Annotated in this window: 20 protein-coding genes; 7 read left to right on the top strand and 13 right to left on the bottom strand. The window is 56.9% G+C overall.

Going from position 1 to position 21,830, the window contains the following annotated elements; genetic code table 11:
• Window positions 1-25: 25 nt before the first annotated feature.
• A complete protein-coding gene (locus tag ACSQ2Z_RS25390; RefSeq protein ID WP_436083954.1) occupies window positions 26-1,711 on the top strand; it encodes a thiamine pyrophosphate-binding protein in 1,686 nt (561 codons plus the stop codon).
• A 129-nt stretch (window positions 1,712-1,840) separates the two neighbouring features.
• On the opposite strand, the gene ACSQ2Z_RS25385 is transcribed toward ACSQ2Z_RS25390, so the two are convergent.
• Complete coding sequence (locus tag ACSQ2Z_RS25385; protein WP_436083953.1) at window positions 1,841-2,572, bottom strand: FadR/GntR family transcriptional regulator; 732 nt, start codon at window positions 2,570-2,572, stop codon at window positions 1,841-1,843.
• A gap of 278 nt (window positions 2,573-2,850) precedes the next feature.
• Between ACSQ2Z_RS25385 and ACSQ2Z_RS25380 the strand changes: the two genes are divergently transcribed.
• Both ACSQ2Z_RS25380 and ACSQ2Z_RS25375 read left to right on the top strand, forming a co-directional pair.
• Window positions 2,851-3,600, top strand: a complete 750-nt coding sequence (locus ACSQ2Z_RS25380; RefSeq protein WP_436083952.1) for an SDR family NAD(P)-dependent oxidoreductase — start codon at window positions 2,851-2,853, stop codon at window positions 3,598-3,600.
• Entirely contained in the window at window positions 3,593-4,339 is a 747-nt protein-coding gene (locus ACSQ2Z_RS25375; protein WP_436083951.1) for an SDR family oxidoreductase, read from the top strand. Before ACSQ2Z_RS25380 ends, ACSQ2Z_RS25375 begins: the two co-directional genes overlap by 8 nt.
• A 179-nt stretch (window positions 4,340-4,518) precedes the next feature.
• On the opposite strand, the gene ACSQ2Z_RS25370 is transcribed toward ACSQ2Z_RS25375, so the two are convergent.
• Window positions 4,519-5,001: a hypothetical protein gene (locus ACSQ2Z_RS25370; RefSeq protein WP_436084157.1), complete on the bottom strand. Its 483-nt coding sequence runs from the start codon at window positions 4,999-5,001 to the stop codon at window positions 4,519-4,521.
• 1,036 nt (window positions 5,002-6,037) lie between these two features.
• Here ACSQ2Z_RS25370 and ACSQ2Z_RS25365 point away from each other — a divergent pair.
• From ACSQ2Z_RS25365 to ACSQ2Z_RS25350, 4 genes are all read left to right on the top strand, one after another.
• The gene (locus ACSQ2Z_RS25365) at window positions 6,038-7,711 is read left to right on the top strand and encodes a hypothetical protein (RefSeq protein WP_436083950.1); all 1,674 of its coding nucleotides are present in this window, start codon (window positions 6,038-6,040) and stop codon (window positions 7,709-7,711) included.
• 125 nt (window positions 7,712-7,836) lie between these two features.
• Window positions 7,837-9,828, top strand: a complete 1,992-nt coding sequence (locus tag ACSQ2Z_RS25360) for a hypothetical protein (RefSeq protein ID WP_436084156.1) — start codon at window positions 7,837-7,839, stop codon at window positions 9,826-9,828.
• Between the two features lie 8 nt (window positions 9,829-9,836).
• Window positions 9,837-12,026: a type I secretion system permease/ATPase gene (locus ACSQ2Z_RS25355; RefSeq protein WP_436083949.1), complete on the top strand. Its 2,190-nt coding sequence runs from the start codon at window positions 9,837-9,839 to the stop codon at window positions 12,024-12,026.
• Window positions 12,027-12,038: 12 nt separating this feature from the next.
• Window positions 12,039-13,379, top strand: a complete 1,341-nt coding sequence (locus tag ACSQ2Z_RS25350) for an HlyD family type I secretion periplasmic adaptor subunit (RefSeq protein WP_436083948.1) — start codon at window positions 12,039-12,041, stop codon at window positions 13,377-13,379.
• Window positions 13,380-13,492: 113 nt separating this feature from the next.
• On the opposite strand, the gene ACSQ2Z_RS25345 is transcribed toward ACSQ2Z_RS25350, so the two are convergent.
• From ACSQ2Z_RS25345 to ACSQ2Z_RS25295, 11 genes are all read right to left on the bottom strand, one after another.
• A complete protein-coding gene (locus ACSQ2Z_RS25345; protein ID WP_436083947.1) occupies window positions 13,493-14,167 on the bottom strand; it encodes a prepilin-type N-terminal cleavage/methylation domain-containing protein in 675 nt (224 codons plus the stop codon).
• Complete coding sequence (locus ACSQ2Z_RS25340) at window positions 14,157-14,558, bottom strand: type IV pilus modification PilV family protein (protein ID WP_436083946.1); 402 nt, start codon at window positions 14,556-14,558, stop codon at window positions 14,157-14,159. The genes ACSQ2Z_RS25345 and ACSQ2Z_RS25340 overlap by 11 nt, the downstream gene beginning before the upstream one ends.
• The gene (locus tag ACSQ2Z_RS25335) at window positions 14,548-15,021 is read right to left on the bottom strand and encodes a GspH/FimT family pseudopilin (RefSeq protein ID WP_436083945.1); all 474 of its coding nucleotides are present in this window, start codon (window positions 15,019-15,021) and stop codon (window positions 14,548-14,550) included. The genes ACSQ2Z_RS25340 and ACSQ2Z_RS25335 overlap by 11 nt, the downstream gene beginning before the upstream one ends.
• Window positions 15,018-16,223, bottom strand: coding sequence for a type II secretion system F family protein (locus ACSQ2Z_RS25330; protein ID WP_436083944.1), 1,206 nt, complete (start codon window positions 16,221-16,223; stop codon window positions 15,018-15,020). Before ACSQ2Z_RS25330 ends, ACSQ2Z_RS25335 begins: the two co-directional genes overlap by 4 nt.
• Window positions 16,220-17,782: a GspE/PulE family protein gene (locus ACSQ2Z_RS25325; protein ID WP_436084155.1), complete on the bottom strand. Its 1,563-nt coding sequence runs from the start codon at window positions 17,780-17,782 to the stop codon at window positions 16,220-16,222. Before ACSQ2Z_RS25325 ends, ACSQ2Z_RS25330 begins: the two co-directional genes overlap by 4 nt.
• Window positions 17,783-17,853: 71 nt before the next feature.
• On the bottom strand, window positions 17,854-18,729 hold the full coding sequence (locus tag ACSQ2Z_RS25320) for a hypothetical protein (RefSeq protein ID WP_436083943.1): 876 nt from the start codon (window positions 18,727-18,729) through the stop codon (window positions 17,854-17,856).
• Window positions 18,729-19,244 (bottom strand): hypothetical protein, encoded by a 516-nt coding sequence (locus ACSQ2Z_RS25315; RefSeq protein ID WP_436083942.1) that lies wholly within the window; start codon window positions 19,242-19,244, stop codon window positions 18,729-18,731. The genes ACSQ2Z_RS25320 and ACSQ2Z_RS25315 overlap by 1 nt, the downstream gene beginning before the upstream one ends.
• A 1-nt stretch (window position 19,245) precedes the next feature.
• On the bottom strand, window positions 19,246-19,836 hold the full coding sequence (gspM, locus tag ACSQ2Z_RS25310; protein WP_436083941.1) for a type II secretion system protein GspM: 591 nt from the start codon (window positions 19,834-19,836) through the stop codon (window positions 19,246-19,248).
• Window position 19,837: 1 nt separating this feature from the next.
• Window positions 19,838-20,887, bottom strand: coding sequence for a PilN domain-containing protein (locus ACSQ2Z_RS25305; protein WP_436083940.1), 1,050 nt, complete (start codon window positions 20,885-20,887; stop codon window positions 19,838-19,840).
• Entirely contained in the window at window positions 20,874-21,335 is a 462-nt protein-coding gene (gene gspG / locus ACSQ2Z_RS25300) for a type II secretion system major pseudopilin GspG (RefSeq protein WP_436083939.1), read from the bottom strand. Before gspG ends, ACSQ2Z_RS25305 begins: the two co-directional genes overlap by 14 nt.
• Window positions 21,336-21,346: 11 nt before the next feature.
• Window positions 21,347-21,826 (bottom strand): prepilin peptidase, encoded by a 480-nt coding sequence (locus ACSQ2Z_RS25295; RefSeq protein WP_436083938.1) that lies wholly within the window; start codon window positions 21,824-21,826, stop codon window positions 21,347-21,349.
• Window positions 21,827-21,830: the final 4 nt, after the last annotated feature.

The raw sequence follows: 21,830 nt of genomic DNA, 5'->3' as shown, positions 1-21,830 counted from the left end.
ACACAACGAAATTGGGGACGGAAACATGACAAACGGTCCCAAAGGCCGCAATGGCGGCCAGGTACTGATCGACGCATTGCGCATCCATGGTGTCGAGCGCGCATTCTGCGTTCCGGGCGAGAGCTATCTCGCGGCCCTCGACGCCCTTCATGATGCCAGGGATGACATCGAACTGATCGTCTGCCGTCAGGAAGGTGGCGCTGCCTATATGGCCGAAGCCTACGGCAAAATGACGGGCAAGCCGGGCATCTGTTTCGTGACACGCGGGCCCGGCGCGACGAACGCATCCGTCGGCGTGCATACGGCGTTCCAGGATTCGACACCGATGATCCTGTTCATTGGGCAAGTAGCCCGCGACCAGGTGGAACGGGAGGCCTTTCAGGAAGTCGACTACCGCCGCATGTTTGGCCAGATGGCCAAATGGGTCGTCCAGATCGATGAGGCATCCCGTATCCCCGAACTGATCGGCCAGGCTTTTCACCGCGCCGTCAATGGCCGGCCGGGACCCGTCGTCGTTGCCCTGCCGGAAGACATGCTGACCGATCGGGTGGAAGTGCAGGACGCCCCCGCATACAAGAAGGTCGAAATGCATGCCGGCGAAGAACAGTTGCAGGAACTAAGGTCCCGGCTCGAAGCCGCCGAGCGGCCGATGATGATCCTGGGCGGTGGCACATGGTCGTCCCAGGCAGTGGCCGACATTCGCGCGTTCAGCGAAGCCATGTCGCTTCCCGTCGCAGCCTCTTTCCGCTGCCAGGATCTGTTCGACAATACCCATGCCAATTATGCGGGCGATCTCGGCCTTGCTGCAGGAGCGAAGCTCATCCAGCACATCGGGAATTCCGATCTGTTGATTGTCATTGGAGCAAGACTCGGCGAGATGACGACGGGTGGTTACAGCCTCATCGATATCCCTGTGCCGAAACAGACGCTTGTGCATGTTCACGCGGGCGCCGAGGAACTCGGTCGCGTCTATCACGCAACACTGCCAATCAACGCCAGCGTCACGGCCTTTGCCCGGCAAGCGAAGGGGCTTGCTCCCATTGCCCATCCGCGCTGGGCGGCGTGGACCAAGCAGGCAAATGCGGACTATCGCGAAAATCTGGTCCATCTCCAGACGCCGGGTGCGGTTCAGATGGGCGACATCATGACGTGGCTGCGCGGACATCTGCGCCCGGACGCAATCCTGACAACCGGCGCCGGCAACTACTCCGCGTGGGCGCATCGCTTCTATCAATACCGCACGTTCCGCACCCAGCTCGGCCCCACCAACGGCTCCATGGGGTATGGGGTGCCTGCTGCGATCGCGGCAAAGCTTACCAACCGGGAGCGCACGGTGGTTGCCTTTGCCGGCGACGGCTGCTTCCTGATGAACGGTCAGGAACTGGCAACCGCCATGCAATATGACGCGCGCGTCATCTTTCTGGTGATCAACAACGGCATGTATGGCACGATCCGCATGCACCAGGAGCGGACTTATCCGGGCCGAGTGTCCGGTACAGAGCTGACCAACCCCGATTTTGCGGCTCTTGCACGTGCCTATGGCCTTCACGGCGAAATTGTCGAAACCACCGGAGAATTCGCTTCTGCGTTCGAAAGGGCCGAGAGTTCCGGAAAACCGGCGCTCATCGAGATTCGCATCGATCCGGAAGCACTGACCGCGAAAATGAGTCTCAGCCAGATCCGCGAGCACGCGTTGGCCAGCGGCAAGTAAATTGCGAGCCAAAGCGGCGGTCGCCTCGTTGTGAATGCGACCGCCAGAAACAACTGCCAGTCATGAATGGCACCTGCCTTTGAATCGGAAGCCGGTGGGCGAAATGCGGCGACATATTTGGCCGGGCTTTCAATCGGCTATCTCAGCGGGCAACGATTCTTCAAGCATGGCCCGGTATCGCACAAGGCTTTCTTCGAGGTGCTGGGCCAGCGCATTCTTGGCGCCCTTGACATCTCCCTGGGTTATTGCCGCCAGAATGGCCGCGTGCTCCTTGTTGATCTTCTTGAGATAGGTTTGGTAGGTTCCTGAGGATTGACGGTGCTTGAGCACGAGATCGAAGCTGATCTCCCCTATGACCGCCTCAAGGAATTGCGGAAAATGCGGATTTCGGGTCGCTTTGGCAATTGCCAGGTGGAAGTCGAAATCCGCGCGCGCTTCAACTTCGGCATCATCCGTGTTCAGATTTTCAAGATAGTCATAGGCACGCGCGATTTCGGCCAAAGCTTCAGGGGTTCGACGCGCCGCTGCGAGTGCGACCGATTGCAGTTCGACACCCAATCGCAATTCCAGGATCTGCATGGCCGAGCGAATATCGTCGATCCGGTTGATCTCGAAATTGAGCGTCTTGGTGTCCTTTTCGGAGACAAATACGCCGGCACCCTGCCGCGCGGTCAACCGGCCGGCAACGCGCAACGATGCAACCGCTTCCCGGATGACCGTCCGGCTGACGCCAAACTCGTCGCAAAGCTGGGCGCTCGACGGCAGCTTGTCACCCGGCCCATAGAGACCGGACTCAATGCGCGCCGAGAGCTCTGCCACCACGATTTCCGCAAGATTGCCCCGTTGGGTTATCAATGCCACTTTCGAATCCGTCCCTTTAGCCTGCCCACCTCACCGCACTTATCACATATCATGCCACTTTCGGGCAAGCGACGGCCTGTCTTCGCAAGCCAGATAGCCGCTGAGACGCAGTCTTTCGAAAAAAGCCTTGGTCGATTGCGGCGTATTGCTCTCAAGGGCCAGATACGGGACCATTCATCTCTCCGCAAAAATGACTTCATGAACATAGGCTTGCTACTTTGCATATAAGTGATAACATACCAATAAATGAGTGAAACACAATGCGCGAAGGGTGAACAATGAAGGGACAGACTGTCGTTATCGTCGGCGGAGCGTCCGGCCTCGGCCTTGCAACCGCCAAAATCATGGTCGAGCGCGGCGCCTCCAGGATCGGCCTCATCGACAAGAATGAAAAGCTTCTGGCAGACGCTTCCACGGTTCTTCAGTCAATCGGCGCCGAGGTGGCAGTCGCCAGCGCCGATATTTCCGTCAAGGAAAGCGCGCATGGCGCATTTGCGCAGGTCGCAGATCAGCTTGGTCGCGTTCATTCACTGATCAACAGTGCTGCTATCTATCCGCGCAAGGCGATCCTGGAGATTACAGACGCGGAATGGGACTTGGAAAATGCGGTGAACGTGAAGGGCACATACCATATGATGGTTGCTGCGGTTCTTCACATGCGCAATTTCGTGAATGTGCCTGATGTGACCGGACGTATCGTCAACATCACCTCGGTGGATGCTTTCAAGGCACATCCGCAGAATGCGCATTATGCGGCAACGAAAGCAGCAGTGGTCAGCCTCACCAAATCCTTCGCTCAGGAGTGCGCGACGGATCAGATCCTCGTCAACTCCGTCGCGCCGGCTGGCTTTGCCACCGAAAGGGCCAAGGAGCTCGGCTTTCTGCCCGAGCTTGCCAAGGCAAGTGCGCTTGGCAGAGCGGCAGAGCCAACCGAAATGGCTGAATGGATCGTGATGATGGCGAGCAGCCGCAACACCTATGCAACTGGTGAGAACGTCGTCATCAGCGGGGGCTATATCTATGTCTGAGCCTCTTCCCTACCGGGTTGCCGTCGTAACCGGCGCAACCAGTGGCATCGGCCGGGCCACTGTCGTGAAGCTGTGCGAAATGGGACTGACGGTCCACGCTGTCGGCAGGGACGATGCTTCGTTGCAGGAATTGAGCGAGCTTTGCGGCGCAATACCCGTCCGGGCGGATGTACGCGACACGGCCGCCATCGTCCAGCAGCTTTCGGGTGTTGATGTCGACATCCTCGTCAACAATGCCGGCATTCTCTCCACGCGCGCTGCGTTTCATGAGATCGAGCCGTCCGAGATCGACGCAATGATCGATATCAACCTTAAGGCGCCGATGCATTTGACGCGCGCTTTCCTTCCCGGAATGGTGGAGAGAAAGCGCGGACACCTGGTCTATTTGGGATCCAGCGGCGGCCGGGCCCCGTTTCCTTCCATGGGTGCCTATGGGCCGTCCAAGGCGGGATTGAGCCTCTTTTGCGACAATCTGCGCTGTGATCTTCTGGGAACATCTGTCCGCGTAAGCGAGATTGTTCCGGGCCGCGTCCAGACCGACCTTTACCGAACCGCAATCGCCGAACAGCAGGCACAGGCGCTGCTCTATGATGGCTATCGTCCCATTCAGCCCAATCATATCGCCGCCATCATCGCCAACGTCATCGAGCTTCCGATTTTCGTCGATGTCGCGCGGATCGAAGTCTTTCCGACCGATCAGGCGACGGGGGGCGGGAGCATGGTCAAGTTTCAAGAGTGAAGGGACTTTGAAAAGATGGTTCCGCCCGTTGCGCAAGGATCCGACTCCCAATTGCCGCGCATCCTCACCTGGCCGACGGGGGCGCAGATACGCGTCGGTCGTGCAAAAGGCGGCGGGGTTCAATGTCGCTAATGCTCGTGCGGCATAGGCGCTCGCTCATTCACATTCTTGCACACGTTCTATTTGGGAAACCCATATTTTTCAGTAATTCTCCAAAAGGACTGATTGATGTCAATCAAGGACTTTATGCTCGCCTTGATCCGGTTGATCTCCTGATCATCAAGCTCTTCGATCTTGCCGTATTTTATCTCGTCCCTGCTCTCGAAAATCCGCATCGACTGCGTAAGTCCCCGGCCGCTGTCCGGATCAAATGAATAGATGCAGTGATTATACTTGTTTCGGAGCTTTGCCTCCTCGGACAAGCGCCTTGTCGCGTCCAGGATATCGTTTCGGCAACCAGCTGGCGTTTTTTGCATCTTTGCCAGACGCTCCACGAGATCAATCCGCGCGCGAGGAGTATTCAGCGTGAGAAAGATGACGATTGCCGTCTCCTTGTCCGACAAGGCCAGCCCGGCGATCATATGAATCAGGAGGCTTTCGGTATTTGTCCAAGTATAATTCAATTGCCCCAGCAGGAGCAGGATGTCCTGGAACTTACGCATTGCCGCTTGGCACCAGACCGTCGCTCGAATGAAGGCGGCCGTCCGGCGAGTGAGCGGCATGCTCCACATTCAGGCAAGGAAATTCCCGCTCGATAGCCGCCGCCGCTCCGGATAGGACATCAGGAGAGCCGAGAGACAAAAGCGCGCGCAGATAAGGCCCTGTCCTCGAAGACGCCATTCGATCCGCGTTGACGTCTTGTACGCGAGGCGCAGTATGCATCATTTAGCTTGCCTCCCCGGATGTGGTATCACAGAGTGCGGGTGCTCGATCCACCGTCTCAAAACCGTAAACCAAAGAGCCTCGGTTGGGAATAGACCGAAGGAACTACCCCAGTCGGCGTTCGCCCGCCCTCTGAGAGACTGATGCAGAGATCAGCACTAAGAGGCAGCCAGTGACAGGATCTACCTCTTTTGGGGCACTTTGCCCGAAAATACTTGACTGAAGCCAGGGGCAGACCTGTCGCACGGTAATCCATGCCCCATGATCCCTGATCTTGCGTACACGTATCGCGGCACGGAACCTCTCCATCGGAACATTTAAGTATCTTTGTCCCATCAGGAAAACGCGGTTTTCAGTTGCCTGCGCACTTCTCCTCCGCACCGGCGGGCAATAGCGTTTCGATAACCGGCGACCCGCAGCTCTCAGTTCCCCATGGATGGAGGCGGTCGTCTGTAAGGGCGCGCTAACGCGTCTCGTCCCACCGTAGAACCCACGCGTAGTGGGGGTACTAGCTCTAAATAGCAACTTACATTCCCCGGGTAATGTCCCCAGTCTTCGGGTTGCGGCTTGCGTCTAAAGGGCCGCTTGGGGATGCGTCGGCTCAGTGTAGCGAGCCTTAATCAGCCGAGCCCTCTCACCAACATTTCTGGGAGGATCCTTCAATCAACAGATCACGATCATGCAAGCAGGATTAAGCGGTCTTGCGATGCACGTCCGCTTTTCGAGTATTAGTTCAATTTCAACCTCTGCGTGGCCAAGACCGTACAGAAGATGAATGACGGTCAAGCTGTCGCGGATCCAGACAAGGACACGACAATGTCGGACAAGTTCAGGAATAACCACGATCTGAAATTCTACGACGACGACCAGGAACAGGCACAGGGACAAGGACAGGGACAGGGACAGGGACAATCCCAGAGCAGTGAATCGGAGAACTACAACCTAAACGGTAACGGCAATCTGAACGGCAATGGGAATCTCAACCTTAACGGTAACGGCAACCTGAATGGCAATGCCAATCTCAATACCAGCGAGAACACCAACGAAAACGTCAACACCACGACCGTCGATGTTGGTGTGACCGTGGACGTTGGGTTGGAAGGCTACCTGCCGAGTGACGACGACTTCGCCGACATCGATGTCAGCGGTGGCAGCTCCATCGACGGTGTGTTCAACATCAGGTTTGACGATATTCTCAACGACGCCCTGGACGGCGCTGGCAACGACGTCGCAAACGTCATCAACCAGGTCGCCAACCTGCAGGATAATGATCAGCTGGACAACGCCGAGGTCAGCAATGACGGCTCCTTCGAGCTCAACAACAATGCCAATGGCGGATCGGCATCGGCTGCCGACGGCATCAGCGGCGGTGGCTCAGGCGGCGATGGCGGCAATGACGCAGATGCGGATGGCGGCGATGGCGCACGCGGCGGTGACGCCACGGGCGGCAACGGCGACGGTGGCAATGGCAGTGGCGGTCTGGCCGTCAGTCTGGCGGCAGGAGGAATCAGTGAAGGCGGTCATGCCGACGGTGGTTCAGCGACCGGCGGCGCCGCATCAAGCGGCAGCGCCGACGGCGGCAACGGTGACGGTGGCCGCGGTGGAAACGGAGCCGAAGGCCTTGGCGTCGGTCTGGGGCTTGGCCTCGGACTCGGTGCCGGCTTAGCCTTTGCCGGTGACAGCAGCAATGGCGGCAACAACACGGCTGGCGACGGCGCCGGCGGTGGAGACGCCGGAAACGCCAACGGCGGCGATGCGTCTGACGCTGGAGACGGTGGTGATGCCACCGGCGGCGCAGCCAACACCGGCATTGGCGCTGTTCTAGGTCTGATTGATCCTGTCATCGTCGACAATAATGGCGGCGACGCCACAGGCGGTGCCGGCGGTGGCAACACTGGAGGTGCCGGCGGTGGTGCAGGCGACGGCGGCGCAGGCGGTGCAGGCGGAGGTGCTACGGACGCCGGTGATGGCGGCCGCGGTGGCGACGCTCTTGGCACCGGTACCGGCACCGGCACCGGTACGGGCAACGGCACGGGCACCGGCGGCGACGGCGGCAATGGTGGAGCCGGGACCGGCGGCGATGCGGCCACTGGCAGCGCCACGAGCGGCGACGTCTATGGCGGTTGGGCTGAGGCTGGCGGCGGAGACGGCGGCGCTGCTTTGAGCGGCGCATGGGCCGACGGCTTTGGCGGTGACGGCTACGGCGGTTGGGCCTATGGCGGAGACGGCGGTGCAGGCGGTGCAGGCGGAGTGGCCACAACGGGCTATGGCGGTGCTGGCGACGGTGGTTCGTGGGGCTCTGGCAATGGTGACGACGGTTTCGTCACCGGCACGAGCTCGGCGACAGCTGATGCCGTCATCGAAACCAACGCCTTCAACCAGGAAATCGTGATGGGTGCCAACCTGCAACAGAACGCGATCGATATGACCGTGGTCGGTGGCAGCCTCACCAGCTCGGTGGTTGGAGAAGATGGGGACGATGACGCATAAGAGCAAACAGGCTCTCAACCGATTGTGAAACACAATCTCGGCTGCGCAGGTGTCCTGCGCAGCTACCTCATGCCGCCAGACCACGCGTCGCGGCGGCGATTGACCGGGGAGCTCGTGCCGTGACGATGTTGGATAAGATCACCGAAGAGATCGCCCACTTCATTGGTGTCTTCCATGTCAGCGTCGAAGACGTTCGCTTCCGGGAGGCATATCACCAATTCTCCTTCAATCCGGTCAAGGCCGAACTGGATCCGCTTCCGGTTATCGAAACTGATTTCGCGGCGCCCTATGAGTTGCTGGGTTACGAGCCCGGACTCGATTACCGGTCGCCTAAGCCTCAGCCTTGGCATCTCGATCCGCGGCCGACGGGGTTCCAGGGCACACCACCTCCCCAAAGCGCCGATGGAAACGTCCCCGGCAATACGGAGTACAACTGGCCGAAACATGAGATCACGAACTCACACGGGGCGACGAAATTTATTCCGCCGGAGATCGAGCCTCCCGGATCGGTCGTCAATCATCTCAATCAGGCCATCGCGCTTTCCGACAATGATTATTTTAGTGTTGGCGGGCACGGCCTCGTCTTTTCCCCAGACCCCATCGATAACTTCGAGTTGCTCGAAGGCGCAGAAGCCGCAGCCTCGCTATCGCCCATCGGCGATCTGGAGCGACCCGGTTCGAGCGCGGAAATCATCGCGGTCATCAAGACAACCCTTAGTCAGCTTGACGCCGCCGAACCCGGTGCAGGCGACGCCATGCAGGTGTTCACGACGGCGAAGACCATCGAAGGCGTGTATGTCAACGGTGAACTGGTTGCCGAGGCGCCCAAGCTTGAGGACTACCACTCGTTCGATGGCGCGGAGGAGGAATCCGAAGACGATCTAGGGTCCAACACCTGGACGATCGAGGACGGGACAGCCGCCATCGAGGCTTCTGTCGAACTCGAAGCCGGCGGAAACACCCTGGTCAACGACGCCGTCTTGAAGAGCTTCTGGACCGGCGGGACAGTGACTGCAGTCGTCGGTGACCATGTCGAGGTGAATGCGATTGTCCAGATCAACGCGCTGTGGGACGTCGATGCGATCACCTCTGCGGTCGGCGAACCGACGACCGGTGACGCCAACGAGCTGTTCAACAGCGCAACGTTCGAGCGTTTGGACGCCTCCAGGGAACCAGATACAGATCCGGCAAGCGCCGGCGACTATCCGCAATACTGGTCCATCACGGAGATCGAGGGAGACCTCATGATCGTGAACTGGCTGGAGCAGTTCATCTTCATGAGCGACAACGATGTCGGAATTCTCTCGTCGTCCGGCGTCACGACAAGCGTTGTGAGCGGCGACAATCTTGGCGTGAATCACACGTCCATCTTCGAACTGGGCTTTGCCTACGACCTGATTATCGTTGGAGGGTCGGTCTATGATGCAAACATCATTCAACAACTGAATGTCTTGTTCGACAACGACGTCGTGGGCGGCGCGTCTGGTTTCCACACCACCGGAAAGGGCACGGTCTCCTCGTCCGCAAACCTCCTCTGGAACCAGGCCCACATCGCCAATATCGGAGATCCGGACCGGTTCGATGCGTTACCGAAACAGTATCTGGACGCCGCAAATGCGCTGGCAGGCGGCAGCAGGAATATTTCGCATAAGGTGCTTTCGGAGGACGCGTTCGCAGGCCTCGAAGGGCTGCAAGTCCTCCATGTCAGGGGCGACCTCCTCAAACTTCAGTCCATCCAGCAGACAAACATTCTGGGCGACAGTGATCAAATCGCGCTCGCGATGAATGCGATCGCCCCTCATCTCGATGCCGGATGGTCGGTCTCGACGGGTTCCAACGCGCTCTTGAACAATGCCGTCATCGTCGACCTCGATTCCTTCGGAAGGACCTATGTCGGTGGCGATCAATACTCCCAGGAGACACTCTATCAAGCCGAGTTGATATCGCGCCAGCCTGACTTTGGCAGCCCCGATGCGGACGCGCTCGTCAACGAGGCCGTGCTCTTCCTCGACGATTCAATGTTGGAGCCAACCGATGTGGCGGCGCCCGAGCCTTACATTGCAGCAGAATACGATGCGCACCTGGATGACGGGGTGAACACCGTGCTTGGACATTAGGGGGATGAATGTTTGACATTCGCAATCGCCTTGCCGTCCCGACCGGACCTATGGAGGCGAAGACAGAGGACACACGCACCGCTCGGGGCGCATATGACACTACGGCGGAAGCATGCGCGAAATTCGAGCGTGCCGTGGAGGAATGCCTGAACGCCAGCACGGGCCGACCTGCGCCAGAAGCAGACATATCCCGCCAGCAGTCCGCGGCGGCGGGCGAGCCAATACAACCGTCATATGAGGTCCCCAACAGGTTTGTACCACCTCAGGGGGCAGGCCGCGTCCCCTTGGAGCCGGTTAGCAAGGCCTCGTCTGAGCTGTCGGCACGCGGCGTGCCAGAAGCCAAGGCAGCCGATGGCATGAAGATCGTTGAGGGCGACTGTGGTCCTATTACGGCCGGTCCTCCCTTGGGTGGCAAGCCGTTTTCCGGTGGCAGTGGCACAGGATCGGGCAAAGGACGCGGCACGTTCCACAAGCGTCTGGGGCCGATCGACTTCACTACCAGTCTCAAGGCAGGCATCAATGCCGTACGGCACAACCTGATGATCGTCATGTTGTTCACGATCGCGAGTAACATACTCGTCCTGGCGATCCCGATCTATCTGTTCCAGATTTCCGATCGCGTTCTGACCAGTCGGTCTATCGACACTCTGATCATGTTGACGGTCGTGATCGTTGGCGCGATCATTTTGCAAGCTATGTTCGACGCATTGCGGCGTTTCGTCCTGATGCGTACGGCGGTGGAGGTTGCCGCCCAACTTGGTGCGCCGATTCTGAGCGCCGCAGCCCGCGCTTCGCTGCAAAGCAATGGTCGAGAGTACCAGACCCTCGGCGATCTTCAGCAGGTTCGCTCTTTTCTGGTATCGAGAACGCTGCTGTCATTTCTTGATGCGCCGATCGCGCCTGTTTTTCTTCTCGCTGTTTTCCTCATTCATCCGCATCTCGGATTTATCGTCGTGACGACAGCGATCCTGCTTCTCATTCTCACGCAGATAAACCAGCGCATGACGGCCACACCCTTCGCAGATGCAAACACGGCTCAGGTGAAGGCCAATCTTCACCTGGATTCGATGACGCGCAACTCGCAGATCATCAATGCGCTGGCGATGATACCGGAGGCAGTGCAAATCTGGGGAAAGGACACCGCCGCCTCCCTGAAGGCGCAAGTCATAGCCCAGGACAGGAATATCGCGATTTCAGCGATTTCAAGGGGTACGCGGCTTTTAACCCAGGTTACGATGCTAGGCTGGGGTGCATATCTCGCGGTTGAGGGCGAATTGACCGGCGGCATGGTAATCGCCTCATCGATAATCGCCGGTCGCGCACTCGCGCCGATTGAAGGCGCAATCGAGGGATGGAATCAATTCAGCCAGTCACGCGCCGCCTATGGCCGGATAGCGGCGTTGCTGAAGGCTTCGCCCTTCAATTTCGACCGTCTCAATTTGCCGAAGCCCGAAGGACGCCTTGACGTCGAACGGCTGCTTTACGTGCCACACGGGACCAAGCGTGTCGTGCTCAACGGGATCTCATTCGCTCTGCAGCCTGGAGATTCGCTGGCGGTTATCGGCAACTCCGGCGCGGGAAAGACCACGCTGGGCAAGATGCTTGTGGGATCGATCCTGCCAACCTCCGGAAATGTCAGACTGGATCTGATGGATTTGCGCAACTGGGACCAGCGCCAATTTGGCGAGAATATCGGCTACTTGCCGCAGGACGTGCAACTCTTCCCCGGCACGATCAAGGCAAATATAGCCCGGATGAGGATGGACGCCGAAGATGAGCAGGTCTATCGGGCAGCGATGCTGGCCGACGTTCATGAGATGATCGCGACCCTGCCACACGGGTATGAGACGGTGGTCGCTGCCGATGGCTCCCCCCTTTCCGGCGGCCAGAAGCAACGTATCGCCCTCGCCCGCGCGTTCTTCGGAGATCCCCATCTGGTGGTGCTGGATGAGCCCAACTCGAACCTCGACAATGCAGGCGATGCTGCACTCGTTCGGGCCCTCCAGCATGCGAAGGAGCAAAAGATCACCGTCGTCACCATCACCCAGCGGCCCGCGCTCCTCAAAGGCGTGGACAAGATACTCCTGCTGGTGAACGGAACGGTGGCGCTGTTTGGCATGCGCATCGACGTTTTGAAAGCGCTGGAAACTCGCGGCATAAACATCGAGGGCGGCGCCTTCGGTCATCAATTGCAGTAGGAGACGGCCCGTATGTCTGACATCGCCAAGGTCCACGATATAGAATGGTACGCTGATGTTCCAAGATCGATCTGGAAGCAGACGACAGTCGGGTTGGTGCTGTTGGGCGTATCATTCGGTGGTTTCGGGACCTGGGCGTCTACAGCCCCCCTCGCGGCTGCTGTCATCACGCAGGGCAGTTTCGTTGCCACAGGCCAGAACAAGATTTTGCAGCACCTGGAGGGCGGCATCATCAAGCAAATTCTCGTCAGCGAGGGAGATCAGGTCACCGAAAATCAGCCGCTGGTCCGGCTCGATGAGACCGCGGCGCTGGCAAAAAAACGGGAGCTGTTTCTGCGCCGCATGAGATTGGACGTGACAGCGGCGCGTCTGACGGCGCAATTCGAGCGCGCCGATGTTCTCGACATCTCGAGCTTGCTGAACGAGCATCGTGCCGACCAAGATGTCTGGTCGATCCTCGTCAGCCAGCAACTCAATTTCAAGGCGCAGCAGCTTAAACTTTCCAGCGAACTCTCCCTGCTTGAGCAAAACATAAAAGCTCTGCAATTTCGCGAGATCGGTTACACACGGCAGCGTGATGCGACCGTGCGGCAGCTGGAGCTGCTCGGGGATGAGCATCAAAGCAAGAAGGCCCTGCTGGCCAAAGGACTGGTGCGTGCAAATGAGGTGAAGGCGATACAGCGCGCGATTGCCGAGGCCGAGGGACAGATCGGAAGGCTTGAGGCAGAGATAGCAGAGACACAAGCGCAGTTGGTAAAAGGACGACAAGAAATCCTGCGGGCGGAAGGTGTCTATCGGGAAGAAGCTCTCGAACGACTGCAATCGATACAAGGTGAACGCGATGCGGTTCGCGAACAATTGCGCGAAGCCGAAAATGTGCTCCAGCGCGCGACGATCAATGCGCCCGTTTCCGGTACTGTTGTCCGTACCCATTACCATACGACCGGCGGCGTGATCGAAACCGGCAAGGCGATTCTCGAAATACTTCCTGCGGGCGTGCCTTTGATCATTGAAGCGCAGATATCCCGCAACGACATCGACAGCGTGAAGCTCGGACAGACCGCCACCATACGTTTGGTCGCATTAAACCAGCGAACAACACCGGTGCTGCAAGGAACCGTATTCTATATTTCGGCGGATGCAGTGCAAAACAGCAAGACAGGCTTGGCAGAGCATGACGTCTATCTTGCCCGGATCAATATTTCTTCTGAAGAAATCGCAAGGGTCCATGGTTTCGCGCCAACGCCTGGCATGCCCGTCGAGATAATGATTCAAACAGCGGAAAGAACGTTCTTCAGTTACATTGCAAAACCAATCACAGACAGTATGTCCAGGGCCTTCTCCGAACAATGATTTCTTTTGCCGACACTCATGAGGAGGGGGCGATAGAACGCAATCGAAGAACTCCAGGGTCAGGTGAGGCATTGGGAAACGTCTGGGTGCCTTTCTACGGAAATCCATCATCGTCAATTTATCAAAGAGACCGTACGAGATACACTGAGGCCAAAACCATCAGCAAGTTCGATCCGCACGGCGATGGGGAGGTTTACCTGCTTGGCCCAAGTGTCGAGCCAGATCATTTTATTCTCGCTATCTCGCGTCAGATAACCAAATTTCAGCTTGCCTATTCCCTTGTACAGTTCCTCGGATTGCACCTGCAATTTCTCGCCTTCCGGCGGTAATCGATGCTCCTGGGATTTTCGCATCAAAGTAGCCCCCGTGGGCGAGGATTGGGTAGAATAAGAAGCTTCTCGAAGGGCGCTGGCTGAAAAACCCGTTCGGATCACCGCCACAAAACGAATGCTGTCAGAAGAGCCGGTCATTGGCGTAAACTCATCTCCGTCACGCTTAAGGAGCGGCAGTGAAAGCGCGCCAGCCAATTCACCAGACATGTGATCAGCAACGGCCTCCAATGCGGACTGAGCGGATTGCCTTTTTTCCAGTTGGGCCCAGATCTGCATCTGTCGGATGCCACCGACCATCATTGCCGCCATCACCGCGCTAAGAACCAACACCACAAGCATTTCAACAAGAGTGAAGCCCGCTTCCACCGGACAATGGGAAGCGCCACCATCGGCTCGTCTGTTTAACAGTCGCAACAGAAAGCTTCTGCTGGTTTCCCGCCCCGCTTTATTGCGCATTGTCGTCTTCATTCGTTTGGACGGAACGATAAGTGACGTAGCGGCGAATGATGCGACCACCGGTTGGCGCAGCGACATCCACCGTCAATTTCTCGGCAAGCACTTCGGTGCTTCCATCTTTTAGAGCGAGGGGGTCCAGTTTTAGCGTCCATTTGAGACCGTCTGCGGCAACGCCGCTTTGCTCGCCAGAGTTACTCGACAAACTGAGACGTTCGGCAAAGACCTCCTCGGCAACGCGATCCGCGGCGCGGGACATCCTGGCGGAAGCAAAGGAGCGAAGCGAATAGGAGAGAGATTGGTTTGCCCCCACAAGGGCTGCAGACAGGATTAGGAAAGCCACCAGAACTTCCAAAAGCGTAAAGCCGTTGTCCTTGGCGCTGTCAGAATGCATGATCGGAGTATTCCGTCAGCCCGGTCAACCAGTTGACACGGACATAAGCTGTATCCCCATCAGGTTCAACCAAGGTGATCTCAGCACCTGACGATGTGCCATCAGGAAGAAACGTGATTTTCGGAACCGTCTTTGGCTGCGCGATTGCCCGGCCTATCGTAACCGACATTGTCCAGGTGCTTGGGATCACGATAGTGGGTGTTTTCGCCGTATCTGAGAATGTCTTCTGTTCAATATTGATTTCTAAGGTTTGAATTCGTCCTGTGTTCATGGCTCGATACCGCAGAGCAGTCAGGTTTTCCGACAGATCACGCGCATATGCGTGCGCAGATTTGCCGTTTCGAACCTGTTGCACGGAGACTGCGGAAATACCGGCAACCACTGAGACAATCGCTAGAACGACCAGCATTTCTATCAGGCTGAAGCCCGCTGCATGTTGGGCGGGGACCGGAGAAACTGTCATTGGACGGCCAGATTATTGATGCTGAGCAGCGCATCCATAACGGAGATCACTATCCCGCCGATCACGCCGCCCATGACAATTGTGATCACGGGAGTAAGCAGCGTCAGCATTCGCCGGATATCACGACTGGTCTCAGTTTCCAGCAAAAATGCCGCTCGCTTAAGCGCGTCCGGCAATTTGTTTGCCTCGTCCCCCATCTCGATGAGCGACAAGCTCGTGCTGTCAAATAGGGCTGCCTCCCTGGCAGCTTTTCGAAAGGGAACGCCTGCGGTTACCGAACTCCTGATAGACGTCATTTTCGAGCGGTAGGCTGCAACAGGACAGGACGTGGCCGCGAGTTCCAAGGCTTTTTTCATCGGAACACCATTCGCAAGAAGGATTCCGAGGACATGTAGATATCGTGCGCAGCCTCGTGCACCGCTGATAGGGCCCAACAAGGGCATTTTAAGCCACAGGAAGGACACTGCATCTCGCCCGGCGGCCGTTTTGCGAGTGAATAGAATAGCCGCTCCGCCCGAAAGGATGCCGATTGGAATGATCCAGCCGTAGGACAACAACAAAAGCCGGCCTGCGGAGAGCGCAGAAATCAAGATTGGCCTCTTCTCGGCAATCCCTTCGAATACCGGATCAATCGCCGGCACCAGGGCGAACATGATTATGCCAACAGCAAACATCATCATCATCACGAGGAAGATAGGATAGAGAAGCGCTTCGAGAACTTCGGCCTTTCGCTTTTTCTCCTCCTCAAACATTGCCGCGAGCACCGACACGACCTCGTCCAGCCGCCCGCTATGCTCACCACTGACCAACAAAGCGACCACGGCGGGATTGGCATCAGGAAGTTTCGCGACAGCCTCTGAAAATGAACTGCCCGACCCTATCGATCCGACAACTTGGGCAAGGCCCTCTTTCCCCTTTTGACTTGCGGCGATTGCCCTGAGCGCTGCGTCAATGGTGAACCCCGCTTGCAGCAGAATGGTGAGTTCGGAAAACAGGCGATGGAAACTGACAGAACGCCGGGCGGTGACGTTTGCCCAGATTTTGGACGCATTGCCCAGGCTTCCCGTCTCTTCCCTCAAGTCCACCAGTTTGCGGCCTGTCTTTGAAACGAGCCGTGCTGCCTCCAGTCTGCTTCCAGCCTCAATGAAGCCTTTCGTCTCGTTCCCGTCTTTCCCGTAGGCACGATATGAAAATCTGATCACGTGTCAGCCGCCGTGTTAAGAACTCTTGAAACCTCAAGTTTTGAAGTGACGCCGACCTCGACCAGCCTGGAGGCACATACCGCCAGTGTTGTCATGCCGTCTGCGACGGCCTGCTCGACAATGTCGCGCTCCGCTGCGCCGGCCTCCAGAAGTGTCGAGAGGCGTTCTCCGGCTTCCAGAACCTCGTAGATCACCGTGCGCCCCGAATAGCGTGTGCCGCGACAGGTGGCACATTCCGCTGCGTCTTCCTCATTGCAGGACCGGCAAAATACGCGAACCAAGCGCTGAGCGATCACACCCCGGATTGTTGATGCAATCAGATACTCTTCAATACCCATATCCCGCAGACGCGTGAAAGCTCCAGCGGCTGTATTGGTATGCAATGTCGTCAGTACCAGATGCCCAGTCAGCGCGGCCTGTATGGCGATCTGCGCGGTTTCCTTGTCGCGAATTTCTCCCACGAGAATAATATCGGGATCCTGTCTTAGTACGGATCTCAAGGAGCGCGCAAAGTCGAGGGAGATCGCCGAATTCACCTGAAGTTGCGTGATGCCTTCAAGTTGATATTCCACGGGGTCCTCGATGGTGAATATCTTCACCCCCTCCTTGTTGAGTAAACTAACCAGGGAATAGAGAGTGGTGGTTTTGCCACTGCCTGTGGGACCGGTCACAACGACCATTCCGTTCGATGACTGCGCTAGTTGGAAAATCTTCTGGCGGGCCTCGTCGTCGAAGCCCAAGGCTGACAGGTCGGTCGAGACGTTCAGGTTTCTAAGCAGACGCAAGACAATCGTTTCGCCATGCATGCTTGGGACGATCGACACGCGAAAATCTATCTCGGCGCCGCGGATCGCAAGACGCATACGGCCGTCCTGCGGCAGGCGTCGCTCGACGATGTTCAGGCCGGACAAAATCTTGATCCGGGTCACGATGCCAGACAACATCGTTTTTGGAACCGTTTCACTGCGGGATAGAACGCCGTCGCGCCGGTAGCGAATCTGAACACGATCCGAAAACGGCTCGATGTGAATATCGGTTGCCTCCGCATCAAATGCGTTTTGAGCCATCTTCGCGACGAAATTTATGATGGGTGCCTCGAGGGCGATATCCTTCAACCGATCAATGTCGTCGTCAAAGGTTACATGTTCAGTGGAACCGCCGTCACCTGCCGCAGTCACCTCGGAACGTGCAATAATCTCATCAATGGCCGCCAAAATCTCTTTTCGCGGGAGGATTCTGATTCCAATATCCTTATTAAAATAATACTCCAGGGTCTCGACCAGGTCGTTCTCGAGCGGATTGGCGAACGCGACGAGGAGTTCATCGTTTTCGAAGCCAATGGGGATTGCCGCCCGCGTTTTTGCAAATTCCAGGTCATAATTCTCCACGTCAGCGACAGGAAAAAAGGGCTTGGGAAGCAATGCCTTCGGTACACAGAAATACGTTCGCAACCAGTCCGCGAGATTGCCGTCGGTCAACAAACCAAGCTCGGTGACGACGACGTCAAAAGGCAGAGCACTCGTCCGGATTGCAGAGAGGATCCGCTGGGCTGATTCCACAGACAAGACGTCGTTGTTCCTCAAGAATTCGACGAAAGCACTCTGCGATGTCTTAGGCTCGTTCCTTTGCTTCATAGGCTTTCGGTCACTCTTCTCAGGATCTCCGGGCATTGCATCGGGTCCTGCCGTTCGAGGCCCAAAGTTTCCAGGCCGGCAAAAGTAATGTCTCTCTGCATAATTTTCGCAGGCGCGTCCGGTTCGGTGGACCGCGCCATCATGATTTTCGCCAGAAACCCAAAAGGCTCGCCAGCCCTGAATTCGGCGAACGAGATTTCGGCATGCCCCGAAGGTAGCTCGCCAGGAACAGCAAATTGCTGCTCGTTTTCTTGTCGTCTCAGTTGATCCCGAAGAGGGCCACTTGAGTGCGAGACAGTTACGGAGTCCGTCTTATTATAGATCGTGAACACAGCCGCGAGACGATCCATCTCCGGAACGGAGGGAGCAAGTACATCATATAATTCCACGAGATTTTCAAAGGGCGCATGTTTGGCGACAAACGTGGGATCGCTATTGGCGCTGTTGTTAGCGCTGCCAATCTCACGATAGGCCTCGACGCGAGCTGCGAAAAGCGCCGCATCAACCTCCGTCTGGCCAAGTGATTGAAAACCGATCTTCAGCAAGGGATTGCTTGCACTGTTCAGATCGATCAGACCGTTCTGATCTTGTATTCGCAGATAGAACACCTTGTCCTTTACCTCGCAACGCTGCCAGCTGGTGGTCAACGGCGACGCTGAATAAGCTGCGTAAACCACTCGGGAAAGGCCGGGAGCAAGCAATTCGAACGCTGTGCGTCTTGCGCCATAGGTCGAAGCGAGGACCTGACCCCGGCTAACCATAGCCAGTGGCGTCATGACGGCCGCAATCAGGAGAACGAACATGAGCGCCGTTATCAGCCCAAATCCGCTGGTTCGCCCCTGGGGCTCCGTGTCATTCTTCGGGATCGTCATCACTTGTCCGGATAAAGCGAAATATTGAAACTTACGTTCGCGTCATTTTCATTGGACAGTTCGATATCGTCCGTTCCGATCCTGGTTATACGCCAGCCAACAACAAGTTCACCCTTTCGAAACCATGAACTCGTTCCGGTTTCCTCCAGGGCAATCAAGGCACTCGGCAGCTGTGAGGTGTGTTCCGTTCCAAGCAGCTTCAATTGAGGCCGCTCGAGCTCAAGAATCGGAGGCTCCTCTTCCACCATGACGCGGAGTGCTGGTTCCATATCTGTCTTTACCGTCGCCTGATACGGCCGCCTGTTTTCAGAAAAGAGGGGGCGCGAATAGGTCTCTAATGTTTCTGCACGCAATCCCTCAACCTCCCCCCTCTCGTCGCCCCGCAGCAGCTCGATGCCGGCAAATGCAAATTTTGAGGGAAGTGCCGATGTCTCGATTTGTAGCTTATTGCTCCAAACGGACGCCGCAAAAATCGTCAGACACATGATAGCGAGAACAGAGATTCGCAAGGTCATCTCAGTTCTCGACAGCGGTTTTCTCAGGCATATTCGAAGCGCCGAGAAAGACGATCGTAGCCGTTAATTCAGCGGGCAGGTTCTCCTCGGAGGAAGTCTGCTGGTAATTCGAATGGACCTCTATCTCCTTGATAAAGAGCCTGGGCTGATTGCTCTCGATCGATGAGACCGTGCGGTGAACAGCCTCCATATTTCCCGACAAATTGACCTTGAGCCCGATCATCTTGATGTCATTTTCGCCGGATTCGCTGACATTGTTGACGGAATTTATCTGTCCGCCAGCGGCGCCAATTACGTTTTGCAGCCAGGATTGCAATTCAGCCGTCACGACGGCTTCATTCTCACCACTCAGGAGCATCGGACTTGCGTCATTCTGCGGAAGCAACTGCGTTTCAACGGACGTCCCCGCGGAGGCGATTGCGTTCAGCTTGCCAAGCAGCGCTCTCTTTTCTTCAATCGCCGCGTAGTCCGAGTAGAGCCCGACCACGAGCATTTGGATCACGCTGATAAACGCGACAGCAACCACAGCCGACGTCAATAGCGCGACAATGCGCTGTGTCCGGCTCGAAGTGTTCATGAGAGCAGCCAGCATTTTATCCCCGCTCCCGGTCGAACGAAATGAGGAAGTGATCGCCGGAAAAGCCTGGGATCTTCACGACAGGAGATGCAAACTGTGCCCGTTGAAACAGTGGGCTTTTTTCCATGCTACTGATGAGCGCTGCCGGTGTCTCGGAGAACCCCGTTATTTCCATCGTTTCATTCTTGACGACAAGGTCAGTCAGAAAAGCGGTATCCGGAAGAATTCGGCTTAACTCCTCCCATGCCTGCACCACCTCCAGAGTTTCCGCCTGTTTGGTTCTGAGCATCTGCAATTGTTTGATCTTCTTTGCATATTGATCGTATTTTGATCTCGCGGCGTGGGCGCGTGTATCAGCTTCGCTGATCTCCGTATCGAGTTTCTCGGCCGCGACCGCCGTCTTTTGATTGATCTGGTAAACAGCAAATAGGCACGCAAGTAGGACCAAAAGCCCAATCAAATAGTCAAAATACTTGGCGACGCTTCGGCGCGTCGGATCGGAAAAATCAGAAGGACTAAGTCCAGATACCACCTCAATTTTCTTTGCTCCGAGGTAAATGCCGGACACTCCGAGGCGTGCAAGTCTAAGCTGCCCGCTGATTTCTTCGACGATGTCGCGTCGTACGATGTAATACGTCGCCTGCCGGTCCCACCTCGCAGTCACCAGGATATTCACATCATCCATGCTGAAGGGTGTTTCTGTCAGAATATCCAGTTCGGCAGCGCGTTTAAGCGTCGATAGTGGCAGCCGCCGATGCGAGATCGTCCGCTCAAGATATCGTGTCTCATCCAGAAAGAGCCTGATGGTGGCGTCCTCAGACTCCCCTCCCACCTTCAGGGAGAGCAGCGTCTCGCCCAATGTCGCGAGAGGTTGGATTGTTTCTCCATCGAAGGAGAAACCGGACTTGGTGATTGTCACCTGACGCCCGAGCCGTTGAGATGCTTTCAATCTGTGCCGCAACCCGACCGGCATCAACGACAGCATCTCCTTCTTCCACCATAGGAAGAAATCCAGACCGCATTCGCGCAGGCGTGAGAATGAAGCGACTGCGCTAAGGGATGTCACTGTCTTCTCCCTCGCCGCCCTTTTTGCCGTCACGCCCAAGCGAGATCACTGCAAAGGAAACCTCGCCCTCCGGGGCTTGGTATTGATACAGGTGCCCCCAGGGATCCTTCAGATCCCCGGCATTCTTGAGATAGGGACCCTTCCAAACAACACTGTCTGCTGGCCGCGCAGACAGGCCCGCAAGCCCTTCCTCCTGTGTTGGATAGTGGCCGGAATCCAGGAAGTAGAGTTCCAGGGCGCTTTCGAGGTTTTTCACCTGGACCTTCGCTGTATCGATACGGGCTGAGCCGAGATAGCCCAACACGCGCGGAGCAACGACCGCCGTCGTCAAGGCGATGATCGCGAGGACAACAAGGAGCTCCACCAATGAAAAACCGGCCTCATGCCCGACCCTATGCGGGCGCCCTTTTCCGGACATCTTGGACTTGACGGAGAGAAACCAGATCATTGCAGTCGCACCTAAACAGTCAGAATCGAGATTGAGTTCATTTCGAACACCCAGGTGAGCAAAAGTCCCGCCGCAAGAAAGGGTCCAAACGGCACTCTTTTCGTCCGCGCTTCTTTTTTCCAGAAGGGCAGCATCAATAGAGCAAACATGAGCGCGCCAAGGCTCGATGCCGCCAGAAACAACGGAAAGCTGCTCAAGGTGATCCAGCATGCCGCTGCCGCTGCCATTTTCACGTCCCCAAGTCCAAGACCGATCTGCCCTCTGGCATGAAAATGCACCGCCCGGACAAGCGCAAAAATGCCGGCGAAGACGAGAACCCCGGCAAGGATCCAAACGAGGTCAAAGCTGCCGAGAAACCAATGCATGGCCAAGCCGGATGCCGCCAACAGGATGTTGCACAGATCCGGTATAATAAGCATCCGCAGATCGATCACCGCGATCACCGCAAGCTGAATGCAAAGAACGGAATATGCGGCGATCTCTGTCGTCATCGGA

It is taken from the genome of Pararhizobium sp. LjRoot235 (genome assembly GCF_964254145.1).
Classification (GTDB): Bacteria; Pseudomonadota; Alphaproteobacteria; order Rhizobiales; family Rhizobiaceae; genus Pararhizobium.
Note: the sequence above shows the minus strand (reverse complement) of the source record. Positions and strands in the feature narration are given on the sequence as shown.